This is a genomic window from Rhizobacter sp. P1_G5 (assembly GCF_056405435.1).
Map to the genome: position 1 here is coordinate 1 of NZ_JBFUCB010000112.1, position 13,138 is coordinate 13,138.

Sequence of the window (13,138 nt, forward strand, 5' to 3'; positions counted from 1 at the left end):
CCCCCCTGCTGTCCGAATCCCTGGGCCTGCTCTCGGCCCGGGGCGAGCAGCGACGCTATCGCAAGGGCGTGCTGCTGATCCAGGAAGGCGATCACGGCGACACCTTGTTCATCCTGCTGTCGGGCCGCGTGAAGGCGTTCTCGATCGACGAGCGCGACCGCGAGATCGTCTACGGCGTCTACGGCCCGGGCGAGTACCTCGGCGAGATGTCGCTCGACGGCGGGCCGCGCTCGGCCTCGGTCATCACGCTCGAACCCACGGTGTGCTCGGTCGTCACGCGGCACACGCTGCGCCAGCACATCGCCGAGCGGCCGGAGTTCGCGTTCGAGCTGATCTCGCGCGTGATCCACCGCGCGCGCCTGGCGACCCACAGTGCGCGCAGCCTGGCCCTGCTCGACGTCTACGGCCGCGTCGCGCAGCTGCTGACCGACCTGGCGGAGGTGCAGCCCGACGGCACGCACGTGATCCGCGAACGGCTGACGCACCAGGAGATCGCGAGCCGCGTCGGCTGCTCGCGCGAGATGGTGAGCCGCCTGCTGAAGGACCTGGACGCCGGCGGGCACATCGCGGTCAGCCGCACGCAGATCGTGCTGAAGCGGCCGCTGCCCGCGCGCTGGTAGCCGGCAGGCCCGCGCGCCGCTGGCAGAATCGGCGCATGCCGCGTCCGATCGAAGCGCTGATCCACAGCGATGCCCTGAGCCACAACCTGCAGCGCGCCCGTGCCTGCGCGCCCGATGCGCGCGTCTGGGCGATCGTCAAGGCGAACGCCTACGGGCACGGCGTCGAGCGGGTGTACGGCGCGCTGCAGGCCGCCGACGGCTTCGCGCTGCTCGACCTGGCCGAGGCCGAGCGGGTGCGCGCGATGGGCTGGCGCGGGCCGATCCTGCTGCTCGAGGGCTGTTTCGAAGCGCGCGACCTGGAGCTGTGCTCGCGCCTGAACCTGTGGCACACGGTGCACCACGAGGCGCAGATCGACTGGCTCGCGATGCACAAGACGACCTGGCCGCACCATGTCTTCCTGAAGATGAACACCGGCATGAACCGGCTCGGCTTCACGCCTGCGGCGTTCCGCACCGCGTGGCTGCGGCTGTCGAACCTGCCGCAGGTCGACGCGATCACGCTGATGACGCACTTCTCCGATGCCGACGGGCCGCGCGGCATCGAGGCGCAGGTGGCGGTGTTCAACGCCGCCACCGCCGACCTCGATGGCGAACGTTCGCTGAGCAACAGTGCGGCCACGCTGCGCTTCGCGGCGACGCAGCCGGGCGTGCGGGCCGACTGGGTGCGCCCCGGCATCATGGTGTACGGCTCGTCGCCCGACCACCCCGAGAAGACGATCGCCGACTGGGACTTGCGCCCGGCGATGACGCTGCGCTCGCGGCTGATCGGCGTGCAGGCGCTGAAGCCCGGCGACACCGTCGGCTACGGCAGCGCGTTCACCGCCGAGCGCGAGATGCGCATCGGCGTGGCCGCCTGCGGCTATGCCGACGGCTACCCGCGCGTCGCGCCGGCCGGCACGCCGGTGCTGGTCGATGGCGTGCGCTGCGCGCTGGTCGGCCGGGTGTCGATGGACATGCTGACGATCGACCTGACGCCGCTGCCGCAAGCGGGCGTCGGCAGCGAGGTCACGCTGTGGGGGCGCGGCCCGCATGGCAGCGTGCTGTCGATCGACGAGGTCGCGCGGCCGGCCGGCACGATCGGCTACGAGCTGATGTGCGCGCTCGCGCAGCGGGTGCCGACGCACGCCGTGCCCTGATGCCGTGACGCCCCAGGTCGATCCCGCCGAGGTCGAGTTCAGCGCGATCCGCGCCCAGGGGGCGGGCGGGCAGAACGTCAACAAGGTGTCGAGCGCGGTGCACCTGCGCTTCGACATCCGTGCGTCGTCGCTGCCCGAGCCGCTGAAGGAGCGGCTGCTCGCGCTGTCCGACCAGCGCATCACCGGCGACGGCGTCGTCGTGATCAAGGCGCAGACCTCGCGCAGCCAGGACATGAACCGCCAGGATGCACTGCAGCGCCTGCAGCAGCTGGTCGACAGCGTGGCCGTGGTGGCGCCGCCGCGGCGAGCGACCAAGCCGACGCGCGGGTCGCAGAAGCGGCGGCTCGAGGGGAAGTCTCAGCGCGGCGACTTGAAAAGCTCGCGGGGGAAAGTGCGCGATGTCTGACGACATGTCCGCATCACGGCACGCGCACGCCGGGCAGCTTGCGCATGCCGCGGTCGAAGGTGGCCGTGAAGTCACAGCCGTGATGCGCATGCCTGGCGACCACCAGGCAATCCGCAAAGCCGCAGGGTGCGCTCTCGAACAGCGTCACCGCGCGCCCGATCGTGTCGCGGTCTTCGAATGCGAAAGCCGGTTCGTCCAGCAAGCTGCGCACGGCCGTCAATTGCGCCGCCTTGTCCTGCGAATACGCTGTTCGCAACGTCCACACCGCTTCGGCCAGCACGACGTCGGTCACCAGCAGCGAACCCGGAACGCTGCCGTGCTCGGCCAGCAGCGCGTCGATCCGCTCGCCCTGCACCGGATCGTCGTTGAGCCACAGCCGCAAGAGGATGTTCGTGTCGATGCCGATCATCAACGAGGCGTCTTGGGGCGACCCACTGCAGGCGCGTGCTTGTCGCGCAGGTGCTTCGCAATGCCGTCGTCCATCTCCTCGACGGTCAGGGGTCCGGCATGCGGCGACTTCAGGATGCCGCGGACCCGACGGGCGTCGGCCGTTACGTGCCGAGCGGTGATCGTGTTGTCCGGCAGCACCTGGAAATCCAGGGTCGAGCCGGCATCGAGGCCGAGCCGGTCACGAATCTCCTTCGGGACCGTGACCTGACCTTTGCTGGTGAGCGTGGCATACATGACGGAGAACCTCGGTCGTCGATGATTCCTTACATTCTAATGCCGTAAGGAATGCGACGGGAATCCAATCAGGCACGCCGGGTCTTGTAGATCCCGCACCCCAGCACCAGGTCCTGCGCCACCGGCACGATGTACGAGGTCTTCGGCAGCACTTGCCCGTTGGCCGGGTTCAGGAAGTCGTAGTCGACCCAGCCGCCGCCGGCCGCGGCAGCGGCCCACACGTCCTGCGTCAGCTTCGTCACGTCGGTGCCGATGATCTGCTTGGCGCTCTTGCCGACGTTGGCCGGCTTGCCGCCGAACGCGTGGTACACGAGCTGTCGGTCCCACGCGAAGACGTACATGTCGCGGTCCGAGAACCCGTTGCCCGGTTCGGTGATGCCGGGCAGCGCCGCCGCACCGCCGCGTTCGTTGTAGTACGCGATCGCCCGCTGCACCAGCGCCTGCGCCTCGTCCGCCGTGCCCTGGCGCAGCTGGAAACCGCCCGCCGCCGCCGACAGCTGGCGCGCCCGCTCGACCAGGCTGGCGCAGGCGCGCGAGGTCTGCCCGACCATCTGCGCGTTCTGGTGCGTCAGCGTGTCGAGCTGCGTCATCGCCTGCGAGACCTGCGCGAGGCCGTCGCTCTGCTCGCCGACGGCCGACGTGATGCGCCCCATCCGCCCGGTGAGTTCGGCGATGCCGCCGACGATCTCCGAAAGCACGCCGCTCACCCGGTCGATGTGGCCGACGCCGCTCGCGGTCTCGGCGCCCGACTGCTCGATCAGCGCCTTGATCTCGCGCGCCGCCTCGCCGCTGCGCTGTGCGAGCGCGCGCACCTCGGCCGCGACGACCGCGAAGCCGCGGCCCTGCTCGCCGGCGCGTGCCGCCTCGACGGCGGCATTCAGCGCGAGGATGTTGGTCTGGAACGCGATCGAGTCGATCACGCCGATGATGTCGCCGACCTTCTCGGAGCCGGCCTTGATGGCATGCATCGAGTCGACCGCCTCGCGCATCGCGCCGCCGCCCGAGCCGGCCAGGCCGTGCACGCGCGCGGCCAGCGCCTCGGCCTCGCGGGCATCGCTCGCGTTCTGGCGCACCGTGGCATCGAGCTGCTGCACGCTGGCCGAGGTCTGCTCCAGGTTGGCCGACTGCTGCTCGGTGCGGCTCGACAGGTCGGCCGTGTCGGTCGTCAGCTCGGTGGTGGCCGCCGTGACCAGCAGCGAGCTGCTGCGGATGTCGGCCACCAGCCCGGAGATCGTCTCGTTGACGGCATCGAGCGCGGCGCCGATGCGGGCGAATTCATCCTCGCCGCGGATCTCGATCCGGCGCGACAGGTCGCCCTGCTTCATGCGCGACACGGCGGATTCGAGCGCGCCCAGCGCACCGGCCATCTGCAGGTACAGCGCCATCAGCACGTAGGCCAGCAGCAGCGCCACGGTGATCAGCGCGAGGCTGCCCCAGTGCGTCCAGCCGTGCTGCTGCACCCAGGCGCCGAGTGCGGCGGCCCCCAGCAGCGCACAGCCGACGGCCAGCAGCGAGAGCTTCGCGCCGAGCCCCAGCCTGCCGAATGCGGCGATCCCCAGGCCCATCGGCCCCCCACTGCGATGCACGTCCATCCGCCCCCCGTGGTGTTCGTGGTGTTGCCACCCGGTCGGCCCGGGYGGTCGGGCGATCGTACAGGCCGCGCCGCGCCGCGTGCAAACCGCGGGGGATCAGGCGCGCTTGAAGAGTGCCAACAACGCCGCAGCGGCGACGAACAGGCTGCCGAACAGGCGGTTCAGCGCGCGGATCTGCGTCGGCGACTTCAGCAGCCGCAGCAGCCGTGCGGCCAGCGCCGTGTAGCCGGCCATCACGACCAGGTCGGTGAACATCAGCGTCGCGCCGATCACGGCATATTGCAGGGTGAGCGGCCGGGTGATGTCGAGGAACGACGGCACCACGGCCAGCAGGAACACCGTGCCCTTCGGGTTCACCGCGTTGACCATCCAGCCGCGCAGCACCAGGGTGCGCCGCGTCACCTGCGCCTCGCCGGTGGCCGCGACCATCGRCTGCGCCGGCGCGCGCCATTGCTTGATGCCCAGCCACAGCAGGTAGCCGACGCCGAGCCACTTCACCGCCGCGAAGGCGAGGCTCGAGGCCGCGATCAGCGCGCCGAGCCCGAGGCCCACCACCAGCACCTGGGTCCAGATGCCCATCACGAGGCCGAAGGTCATGAAGTAGCCGCGCGCAAAGCCGTGGTTGACGCCGGCGCTCATCGCGGCGACGGCGCCGGCCCCCGGCGACAGGCTGATGGCCCAGGCGGCGGCGAAGAAGGCGAGCCAGAGGGAGAAGTCCATGTCGTGTGTCTCGGGGGAAAAGCGCGAAAGAGGCGTCAGAGTTGTTCGATGATGATCTGCCCGAGCCGTTTCAGGCGTGTCTCGAGCAGCGGCGTCCACGGGTCGCCGTAGTGCAGCCGGATGAAATGGTTGAAGCGCGCGCTGCAGGTGAAGGTGGCCCCCGGCGCCACGCCGATCAGTTCGCGGCACGCCAGCTCGAAGACCTTGCGCGAATCCACCTGCGGCGGCAGCTCGATCCACAGGGCGAGCCCGCCGCGCGGCCGGCTCAGCCGGCAGCCGGGCGGGAAGTATCGCGCGATCGCATCGGCCATCGCCTGCGCCTGGGTTTTCAGCGACGCGCGCAGCCGGCGCATGTGGTGGTCGTAGCCGCCGTCGGCGAGGAACTCGGCGATCACCTCCTGCTGCAGTTGCACGCCGGGCGACGAGGTGCGGAACTTGATCGACTGGCATTCGCGCAGGTGCCGGCCCGGCGCCATCCAGCCGACGCGGTAGCCGGGCGCCACCGCCTTCGTGAAGGCCGAGCACAGGATCACGTCGTCGCGTGTGTCGAAGCTCTTCAGCACCGGCGGGCGTTCGTCGCCGAAGTGCAGCTCGCCGTAGATGTCGCTCTCGATCACCGGAAAGCCGCGCTCGGCGGCCAGCGCGACCAGGCGGCGCTTGTTCTCGGTCGGCATCAGGCTGCCGACCGGGTTCTGGAAGTTCGGGATCACGACGCAGGCGCGCACCGCACCGGGCGTGCGCGTGGCGAGGTCCAGCGCCTCGATCGACAGGCCGTCGCGCGGGTGCGACGGGATCTCGATCGAACGCATGCCCAGGCTCTCGATCACGTCGAGCAGCATGAAATAGGTCGGCGACTCGATCGCGATCGTGTCGCCGGCCTTCGCCACCGCGCGCAGCGCGAGGTGCATCGCTTCCATGCCGCCGTTGGTCAGCAGGATCTCGTCGGGGTGCAGGCGCACGCCGCTGTGGATCGCGCGGCGGGCGATCTCGCGGCGCAGCGCCGGGCTGCCGCTGCTTTCGACGCGCGAGGCGTATTCGGGGTGGCGGCGGTTGATGCTGGCCGTCAGCTGGCGCAGCTTGGCTTCGGGCAGCAGGCTGCGGCCGGCCTGCACGCGGAACGACGGCATCGCGCCGGGCTCGTTCGCGACGAGCAGGAACTGGCGCGTCAGCCCGTCGGGCGTGACGAAATCGGCCTTGCTCATGCGGGCGTCGAGTTCGGGTTCGGGCAGCGGCTGCGGGCGCGGCGCGACGAAGTAGCCCGACTTGGGCCGGGCCTCGACCAGCCCGCGGTTCTCGAGCCAGCGGTAGGCGAGCGTCGCGGTGGAGGCGCTGACGCCGTGCTGCTGGCACAGCTGCCGCACCGACGGCAGCCGGTCGCCGCTGCGCAGGCTGCCGCAGGTGATGGCCTTCTCCAGCCCGCCGGCCACTGCCTGGTACAGCGGTGACTGTGGCAACAGCGTCAGCAGCGCGTCGGCGTCGAGCAGGGCCTCTTCCATGGGAGACGATTGTCGCCGTGGCCGGTGGGACGGCACAGGTACAGATCCGGGCAGTTGTCACCAGCACAGTCGACGCAGCGGGCATCTGTGACGGTGCAGTTCACGCTGTTCTGGATGTGGTGGGCGACGGGGCTTGCCGGAACACTGGTGCCCTGAGGAATTCACGGCAGGACCCCCATGACCACCCCACTCCACACCCTCGATCTGCAACTCGCCGCCGGCGAACTGCACCGCTGGCGCTCGGCCCGCACGGTCGAGTTGCAGGTGCTGGCCGGCCGCGTGTGGGTCACGCAGAGCGGCGACGCGGACGACCACTTCCTGGCGGCCGGCGACACGCTCGCGCTGCGCCGTGGGGCGCTGGCGCTGATCGAGGCGGAGTCGGGCGCGAACCTGCGCCTGTTCGCGCCCGCGGCGGCGCTGCCGTCGGCTCCGTGGTGGCAGCGCCTCGCGGGCCGCCGCCGGCCCCCCGCTACAGTCGCGGGGTGAGCAAACCCAAATCCGTCTACACCTGCAGCGAGTGCGGTGGCACCAGCCCCAAGTGGCTGGGCAAGTGCCCGCACTGCAACGCCTGGAACACGCTGGTCGAAGGCGTCGCCGAGGCGCCGTCGAAGCACCGCTACCAATCGCTGGCCGGCGCGCAGCCGGTCGCCACGCTGTCCGAGATCGAGGCCTCCGATGTCGATCGCCAGCCCACCGGCATCGATGAACTCGACCGCGTGCTCGGCGGCGGCATCGTCGCCGGCGGCGTCGTGCTGATCGGCGGCGACCCCGGCATCGGCAAGTCCACGCTGCTGCTGCAGGCGCTCGATGCGCTGTCGCGCAACATGCGGGCGCTGTACGTCACCGGCGAAGAATCCGGCGCGCAGGTCGCGCTGCGCTCGCGCCGGCTCGGGCTCGACGGCTCGCAGGTGCGCGTGGTCGCCGAGATCCAGCTCGAGAAGATCACCGCCACCATCGATGCCGAGCAGCCGGCGATCTGCGTGATCGACTCGATCCAGACCGTCTACAGCGAGCAGCTCACCTCGGCGCCCGGCTCGGTGGCCCAGGTGCGCGAATGCGCCGCGCAGCTGACCCGCGTGGCCAAGAGCAGCGGCACCACGATCATCCTGGTCGGCCACGTGACGAAGGAAGGCGCGCTCGCCGGCCCGCGCGTGCTGGAGCACATCGTCGACACGGTGCTGTATTTCGAGGGCGACACCCACAGCAGCTTCCGGCTGGTGCGCGCGATCAAGAACCGCTTCGGCGCGGTCAACGAGATCGGCGTGTTCGCGATGACCGAGAAGGGGCTGAAGGGCGTCGCGAACCCGAGCGCGATCTTCCTGTCGACGCACGGCGAGCCGGTGGCCGGCTCCTGCGTGCTGGTCACGCTGGAGGGCACGCGGCCGCTGCTGGTCGAGATCCAGGCGCTGGTCGACTCCGGCGGCCCGAGCCCGCGGCGCCTGAGCGTCGGCCTCGACCGCGACCGCCTCGCGATGATGCTGGCGGTGCTGCACCGCCACGCCGGCATCGCCTGCCTCGACCAGGACGTGTTCGTCAATGCGGTGGGCGGCGTGCGCATCAGCGAGCCGGCCGCCGACCTGGCGGTGATGCTCGCGATCCAGAGCAGCCTGCGCGGGCGGCCGCTGCCGCGCGGCTTCATCGCGTTCGGCGAGGTCGGGCTGGCCGGCGAGGTGCGGCCGGCGCCGCGCGGCCAGGAGCGCCTGAAGGAGGCGGCGAAGCTCGGCTTCAGCGTGGCCGTCGTGCCGAAGGCCAATGCGCCGAAGAAGGCGATCGAGGGGTTGACCATCCACCCGGTCGAGCGCATCGAGGAGGCGATCGACCTGCTGCGCAGCTTGAGCTGACGCTGCGCAAGGCCTCTCACGGGGCTCGGCCGCCGTGGGGCCAAACAAGAGCTATTATCATTTGCATCGGGCGGCTGTCGCCCTGCCGTGATCGTCCTCTGGTTTGTCCGCCCCCGCCCGTATGACCGCTCCCCGACTTTCCGACCTGCCCGCCGGTGCCCGTGGCACCGTCATCGGCCTGCGCGCCGAGGGCTCGCCCGATCCGCAGATGCTGCACCGCCTGAGCGAGCTGGGCTTCCTGCCCGGTGAGCCGGTGCAACTGCTGCGCCGCGGTCCCGGCGGGCGCGAGCCGCTCGCGGTGCAGATCGGCGAGACCTTCTTCGCGCTGCGCAAGATCGAGGCGCAGTGCGTCGAGGTGAACGTCGAAGGGCTGCCGACATGAGCGCCGAGGCCCTTCGCATCGCCCTCGTCGGCAACCCGAACTGCGGCAAGACGGCCCTCTTCAACCTGCTGACCGGCGCGCGCCAGAAGGTCGCGAACTACGCCGGCGTCACCGTCGAGCGCAAGGTCGGCAGCGCGACGCTGCGCAACGGCCGCACGGTGTCGGTGATCGACCTGCCCGGGGCGTACAGCCTGACGCCGGCCACGCCCGACGAAGAGGTCACCCGCGAGATGGTGATGGGCCTGCGCGCCGGCGAGGCCGCGCCCGATGCGCTGGTCGCGGTGGTCGACGCCACCAACCTGCCGATGAACCTGCGCCTGGTGCTCGAGCTGCGCCGCCTCGGCCGGCCGATGATCGTCTCGCTGAACATGGCCGACGTGGCGCGCGCGCGCGGGCTGCAGATCGACGTGGCGAAGCTGTCGGCCGAGCTCGGCGTGCCGGTCGTCGAGACCGTCGCGGTGCAGAGCCGCGGCCACGAGGCGCTGCTGGCCCAGCTCGAGAAACAGGCCGAATGGCCGACGCCGCCGGCCGTCGCCGACACGCCGACGCTGCCCGAGCTGCAGCGCGAGGTGCGCCGCATCCTGGCGGTCGCGGTGCCCGGCGCGATGCAGTTCAAGCGCTTCAACCACCGCATCGACGCGGTGGTGATGCACCCGGTGTGGGGCCTGGTGCTGCTGGCGGCGCTGCTGTTCCTGATGTTCCAGGCGGTGTTCTCGTGGGCCAACGTGCCGATGGACGCCATCAAGGACGGCATGGCCGCGGCCGGCGAGTTCCTGAGCGCGCACATGGCCGACGGCCCGTTGCGCAGCCTGCTGGTCGACGGCGTGATCGCGGGCGCCGGCAGCGTGCTGGTGTTCCTGCCGCAGATCCTGATCCTGTTCCTGTTCATCCTGGTGCTGGAAGACTCGGGCTACCTGCCGCGCGCCGCGTTCCTGCTCGACACCGTGATGGGCAAGGTCGGCCTGTCGGGCCGCGCCTTCATCCCGCTGCTGTCGAGCTTCGCCTGCGCGATCCCCGGCATCATGGCCACGCGCACCATTCCGAACTGGCGCGACCGGCTCGCCACCATCATGGTCGCGCCGCTGATGACCTGCTCGGCCCGGCTGCCGGTCTACGCGCTGCTGATCGGCGCCTTCGTGCCGAAGCGCAGCGTCGGCTGGTTCAACCTGCAGGGCGTGACGCTGTTCGTGCTGTACGTGGCCGGCGTGCTGTCGGCGATGGCGGTGGCCTGGGTGCTCAAGCGCACCTGGATGAAGAGCAGCTACCAGCCGCTGATGCTGGAACTGCCGCCGTACCGGGTGCCGAACGTCCGCAACCTCGCGATCGGCCTGTGGGAGCGGGCGCGCATCTTCCTGCGCCGCGTCGGCACGATCATCTTCGCGCTGACGGTGGTGCTGTGGTTCCTGTCGAGCTTCCCCGGGCCGCCCGATGGCGCCACCGGCCCGGCCATCCAGTACAGCCTGGCGGGTTACCTCGGTCGCGCGCTCGAAGTGATCTTCGCGCCGATCGGCTTCAACTGGCAGATCTCGATCGCGCTGGTGCCGGGACTGGCCGCACGCGAAGTGGCGGTCGGTGCGCTCGGCACGGTGTATGCGATGTCGGCGGCCGGCGAGGTGGCCGATTCGCTGGCGCCGGTCATCGCGCAGAGCTGGTCGATCGCGACCGCCTACTCGCTGCTCGCCTGGTACGTGTTCGCGCCGCAGTGCATGTCGACGCTCGCGGTGGTGCGCCGCGAGACCAACTCGTGGCGCTACCCGCTGATCATGGCGGGCTACCTGTTCGCGCTCGCCTACGTCGCATCGTTCATCACCTACCGCGCCACCTTGTGGCTCGGTGCCTGAACCGGGAGGTCCGCCATGCAAGACCTGATCGTCGGATTGATCGTCCTCGGCTGCTTCGGCTACGCGGTCAACGCGCTGATGCCGGCGGCGCTGCGCCGCACGGTCGCCGGGCGCCTCGCCCGCTGGCCGTCGTGGCCGGCGCCGATCGCGCAACGCCTGCAGCGCGCCGCGCAGGTGCCGGCCGGTTGCGGCTGCGACGGCTGCGACGTGCCCGCGAAGACGGCCGCGGCGGCGCAGGCCGGCAAGGCGCAGACGATCCGCATCCACCGGCGTTCCTGAGCGGTTCGTAGTCCAATGGCGGCATGCGACTGGCCGCCCTCTCCGACATCCACGGCAACCTGCCCGCGCTCGATGCGGTGCTGGCCGACATCGCCACCACCGGCGCCGACCTGGCGGTCAACCTCGGCGACATCCTGTCCGGCCCGCTGTGGATCACCGAGACCGCCGAGCGGCTGATGGCGCTCGGCCTGCCGACGATCCGCGGCAACCATGAGCGCCAGGTGCTGGTGCCGGATGTCGCGGCGATGGGGGCTTCCGATGCGTTCGCCGCCGAACGCCTGCTGCCGCAGCACCGGGCGTGGCTCGCCGGGTTGCCGGCCACGCTGCAGCTGTCGGACGAGGTGTTCTGCTGCCACGGCACGCCCGGCAGCGACCTCGTCTACTTCCTCGAATCGGTCGATCCCGGCGGCCTGCGGCCGGCCACGCTCGCCGAGGCGACAGCGCGCGCCGGCGCTGCCCAGCAAGGCGTGGCGCACGGTGTGATCCTGTGCGGCCACACCCATGTGCCGCGTGGGCTGCGGCTGGCGGATGGGCGGCTCGTCGTCAACCCCGGCAGCGTCGGCCTGCAGGCCTACGACGACGACCATCCGCACCCGCACGTCGTCGAGAACGGCACGCCGCACGCCCGCTATGCGCTGCTGACGCGCCGCCCCGCCGGCTGGCAGGTCGAATGGCGCGCCGTGCCCTACGACGCCGAACCGGCCGCGCAGCGGGCCGATCGACACGGCCGCCCGGACTGGGCCGCCGCGCTGCGAACCGGCTTCGTTGTGGAAACTGCACAGGCGAGTGCCCCGATCCGCCCCGTAACATCGCGCGCATGAATCCAATCGTCGGGTGGGGCCTCGCGGTGATCGCGGTGGCGGCAGCGTGGCAGGCCTATGGCTGGCAGGGCGTCGTGATGGCTGCGTCGGTCATCGTGTTCTGGCTGCTGATCCAGTTCAGCCGCGCGCTGCGCGTGATGAAGAACGCCGGCGAGGCGCCGGTCGGCCACGTCGGCAGCACCGTGATGCTGAACTCGAAGCTGAGTGCGGGCCTGACGATGATGCAGGTGGTGACGATGACGCGCAGCCTCGGCCGCAGGATCGATCCCGACGGCGACACCTGGGCCTGGGCCGACGACGGCGGCAGCGAGGTCACGCTGGAGTTCAAGGGCGGCAAGCTCGCGAAGTGGACGCTGGTGCGGCCCGCTCCCGAGGCTGCGGCGGACCCCGCGGACCCGGTCGATCCGGCCAATCCGTAAAATCGCCTGCTTTCAGTCTGATTTCCTCAGCCTCATTCCCCACACAGGAGCCTGCCATGTCGATGGCCGATCGCGACGGAAAAATCTGGATGGACGGGCAACTGGTGGACTGGCGCGACGCCAAGATCCACGTGCTCAGCCACACGCTGCACTACGGGTGCGGTGCCTTCGAGGGCGTGCGCGCCTACAAGACGGCCAACGGCACGGCGATCTTCCGGCTGCGCGAGCACACCGAGCGGCTCTTCAACAGCGCGAAGATCCTGCGCATGAAGATCCCGTTCTCGCTGCAGGAGGTGATGGACGCGCAGCGCACCGTGGTGCGTGAGAACCAGCTCGAGAGCTGCTACCTGCGCCCGCTGACCTGGATCGGCTCCGAGAAGCTGGGCGTGAGCCCGAAGGGCAACCAGATCCACCTGATGGTCGCCGCCTGGTCCTGGGGCGCCTACCTGGGCGAAGAAGGCCTGAAGCGCGGCATCCGCGTGAAGACCAGCAGCTACACCCGCCACCACGTCAACATCACGATGACGCAGGCCAAGGCGGTCAGCAACTACACGAACTCGATCCTCGCGAACATGGAAGCCACCGAGGACGGCTACGACGAGGCGCTGCTGCTCGATGCCTCCGGCTTCGTCAGCGAAGGCGCCGGCGAGAACATCTTCGTGATCAAGAACGGCGTGGTCTACACGCCCGACCTGTCGGCCGGGGCGCTGAACGGCATCACCCGCAACACGATCTTCGCGATCTGCAACGACCTGGGCCTGAAGCTGGTCGAGAAGCGCATCACCCGCGACGAGGTCTACATCAGCGACGAGGCCTTCTTCACCGGCACCGCCGCCGAGGTGACGCCGATCCGCGAGCTCGACCGCATCGAGCTCGGCAGCGGCTCGCGCGGGCCCATCAC

The 13,138-nt window shown here is 70.5% G+C and carries 16 protein-coding genes; 11 read left to right on the forward strand and 5 right to left on the reverse strand.

From position 1 onward, the window contains the following. Nucleotides 1-5 precede the first annotated feature (5 nt). Genes AC1D12_RS10765 through arfB form a run of 3 tightly spaced genes read left to right on the forward strand, consistent with a single transcriptional unit; the run spans nucleotide 6 to nucleotide 2,162 of the window. Nucleotides 6-620 carry a Crp/Fnr family transcriptional regulator gene (locus AC1D12_RS10765; RefSeq protein ID WP_477840384.1) on the forward strand — a complete coding sequence of 205 codons (615 nt, stop codon included), beginning with the start codon at nucleotides 6-8 and terminating at the stop codon, nucleotides 618-620. Nucleotides 621-655: 35 nt separating this feature from the next. After that, on the forward strand, nucleotides 656-1,756 hold the full coding sequence (gene alr / locus AC1D12_RS10770) for an alanine racemase (protein WP_477824581.1): 1,101 nt from the start codon (nucleotides 656-658) through the stop codon (nucleotides 1,754-1,756). 4 nt (nucleotides 1,757-1,760) lie between these two features. Continuing rightward, nucleotides 1,761-2,162 (forward strand): alternative ribosome rescue aminoacyl-tRNA hydrolase ArfB, encoded by a 402-nt coding sequence (arfB, locus tag AC1D12_RS10775; protein WP_477824582.1) that lies wholly within the window; start codon nucleotides 1,761-1,763, stop codon nucleotides 2,160-2,162. Nucleotides 2,163-2,175: 13 nt separating this feature from the next. Here arfB and AC1D12_RS10780 read toward each other — a convergent pair whose 3' ends face one another. From AC1D12_RS10780 to AC1D12_RS10800, 5 genes are all read right to left on the reverse strand, one after another. Beyond that, nucleotides 2,176-2,571 carry a type II toxin-antitoxin system VapC family toxin gene (locus AC1D12_RS10780; protein ID WP_477824583.1) on the reverse strand — a complete coding sequence of 132 codons (396 nt, stop codon included), beginning with the start codon at nucleotides 2,569-2,571 and terminating at the stop codon, nucleotides 2,176-2,178. After that, nucleotides 2,571-2,846, reverse strand: a complete 276-nt coding sequence (locus AC1D12_RS10785; RefSeq protein ID WP_477824584.1) for an AbrB/MazE/SpoVT family DNA-binding domain-containing protein — start codon at nucleotides 2,844-2,846, stop codon at nucleotides 2,571-2,573. The genes AC1D12_RS10780 and AC1D12_RS10785 overlap by 1 nt, the downstream gene beginning before the upstream one ends. A gap of 68 nt (nucleotides 2,847-2,914) precedes the next feature. After that, the gene (locus AC1D12_RS10790; protein WP_477840378.1) at nucleotides 2,915-4,411 is read right to left on the reverse strand and encodes a methyl-accepting chemotaxis protein; all 1,497 of its coding nucleotides are present in this window, start codon (nucleotides 4,409-4,411) and stop codon (nucleotides 2,915-2,917) included. Between the two features lie 123 nt (nucleotides 4,412-4,534). Further along, on the reverse strand, nucleotides 4,535-5,158 hold the full coding sequence (locus tag AC1D12_RS10795) for a LysE family transporter (protein ID WP_477840380.1): 624 nt from the start codon (nucleotides 5,156-5,158) through the stop codon (nucleotides 4,535-4,537). A 35-nt stretch (nucleotides 5,159-5,193) separates the two neighbouring features. Then, complete coding sequence (locus AC1D12_RS10800) at nucleotides 5,194-6,654, reverse strand: aminotransferase-like domain-containing protein (RefSeq protein ID WP_477824587.1); 1,461 nt, start codon at nucleotides 6,652-6,654, stop codon at nucleotides 5,194-5,196. A 177-nt stretch (nucleotides 6,655-6,831) separates the two neighbouring features. Between AC1D12_RS10800 and AC1D12_RS10805 the strand changes: the two genes are divergently transcribed. The 8 genes from AC1D12_RS10805 to AC1D12_RS10840 all read left to right on the forward strand — a co-directional run. Continuing rightward, nucleotides 6,832-7,140 carry a DUF2917 domain-containing protein gene (locus tag AC1D12_RS10805; protein WP_477824588.1) on the forward strand — a complete coding sequence of 103 codons (309 nt, stop codon included), beginning with the start codon at nucleotides 6,832-6,834 and terminating at the stop codon, nucleotides 7,138-7,140. Next, nucleotides 7,137-8,495, forward strand: a complete 1,359-nt coding sequence (gene radA / locus AC1D12_RS10810; protein WP_047508433.1) for a DNA repair protein RadA — start codon at nucleotides 7,137-7,139, stop codon at nucleotides 8,493-8,495. Before AC1D12_RS10805 ends, radA begins: the two co-directional genes overlap by 4 nt. A 121-nt stretch (nucleotides 8,496-8,616) precedes the next feature. Beyond that, complete coding sequence (locus AC1D12_RS10815; RefSeq protein ID WP_047508431.1) at nucleotides 8,617-8,877, forward strand: FeoA family protein; 261 nt, start codon at nucleotides 8,617-8,619, stop codon at nucleotides 8,875-8,877. Continuing rightward, on the forward strand, nucleotides 8,874-10,718 hold the full coding sequence (gene feoB / locus AC1D12_RS10820; RefSeq protein ID WP_052212607.1) for a ferrous iron transporter B: 1,845 nt from the start codon (nucleotides 8,874-8,876) through the stop codon (nucleotides 10,716-10,718). The genes AC1D12_RS10815 and feoB overlap by 4 nt, the downstream gene beginning before the upstream one ends. 15 nt (nucleotides 10,719-10,733) lie before the next feature. After that, a complete protein-coding gene (locus AC1D12_RS10825) occupies nucleotides 10,734-10,997 on the forward strand; it encodes a DUF6587 family protein (RefSeq protein ID WP_465110252.1) in 264 nt (87 codons plus the stop codon). 23 nt (nucleotides 10,998-11,020) lie between these two features. Next, on the forward strand, nucleotides 11,021-11,818 hold the full coding sequence (locus AC1D12_RS10830) for a metallophosphoesterase family protein (protein WP_477824589.1): 798 nt from the start codon (nucleotides 11,021-11,023) through the stop codon (nucleotides 11,816-11,818). Next, complete coding sequence (locus AC1D12_RS10835; protein WP_477824590.1) at nucleotides 11,815-12,237, forward strand: hypothetical protein; 423 nt, start codon at nucleotides 11,815-11,817, stop codon at nucleotides 12,235-12,237. Before AC1D12_RS10830 ends, AC1D12_RS10835 begins: the two co-directional genes overlap by 4 nt. A 56-nt stretch (nucleotides 12,238-12,293) precedes the next feature. Then, the coding region (locus AC1D12_RS10840) for a branched-chain amino acid transaminase (RefSeq protein WP_477840382.1) at nucleotides 12,294-13,138 on the forward strand (845 nt) is incomplete at its 3' end.

Bases quoted from the DNA above. Each gene is read 5' to 3' on its own strand.
- AC1D12_RS10800 (WP_477824587.1), bottom strand. From the start codon at position 6,654: ATGGAAGAGGCCCTGCTCGACGCCGACGCGCTGCTGACGCTGTTGCCA.
- AC1D12_RS10815 (WP_047508431.1), top strand. From the start codon at position 8,617: ATGACCGCTCCCCGACTTTCCGACCTGCCCGCCGGTGCCCGTGGCACC.
- AC1D12_RS10780 (WP_477824583.1), bottom strand. From the start codon at position 2,571: ATGATCGGCATCGACACGAACATCCTCTTGCGGCTGTGGCTCAACGAC.
- AC1D12_RS10785 (WP_477824584.1), bottom strand. From the start codon at position 2,846: ATGTATGCCACGCTCACCAGCAAAGGTCAGGTCACGGTCCCGAAGGAG.
- AC1D12_RS10790 (WP_477840378.1), bottom strand. From the start codon at position 4,411: ATGGGCCTGGGGATCGCCGCATTCGGCAGGCTGGGGCTCGGCGCGAAG.
- AC1D12_RS10825 (WP_465110252.1), top strand. From the start codon at position 10,734: ATGCAAGACCTGATCGTCGGATTGATCGTCCTCGGCTGCTTCGGCTAC.
- feoB (WP_052212607.1), top strand. From the start codon at position 8,874: ATGAGCGCCGAGGCCCTTCGCATCGCCCTCGTCGGCAACCCGAACTGC.
- AC1D12_RS10835 (WP_477824590.1), top strand. From the start codon at position 11,815: ATGAATCCAATCGTCGGGTGGGGCCTCGCGGTGATCGCGGTGGCGGCA.
- AC1D12_RS10805 (WP_477824588.1), top strand. From the start codon at position 6,832: ATGACCACCCCACTCCACACCCTCGATCTGCAACTCGCCGCCGGCGAA.
- alr (WP_477824581.1), top strand. From the start codon at position 656: ATGCCGCGTCCGATCGAAGCGCTGATCCACAGCGATGCCCTGAGCCAC.
- AC1D12_RS10830 (WP_477824589.1), top strand. From the start codon at position 11,021: ATGCGACTGGCCGCCCTCTCCGACATCCACGGCAACCTGCCCGCGCTC.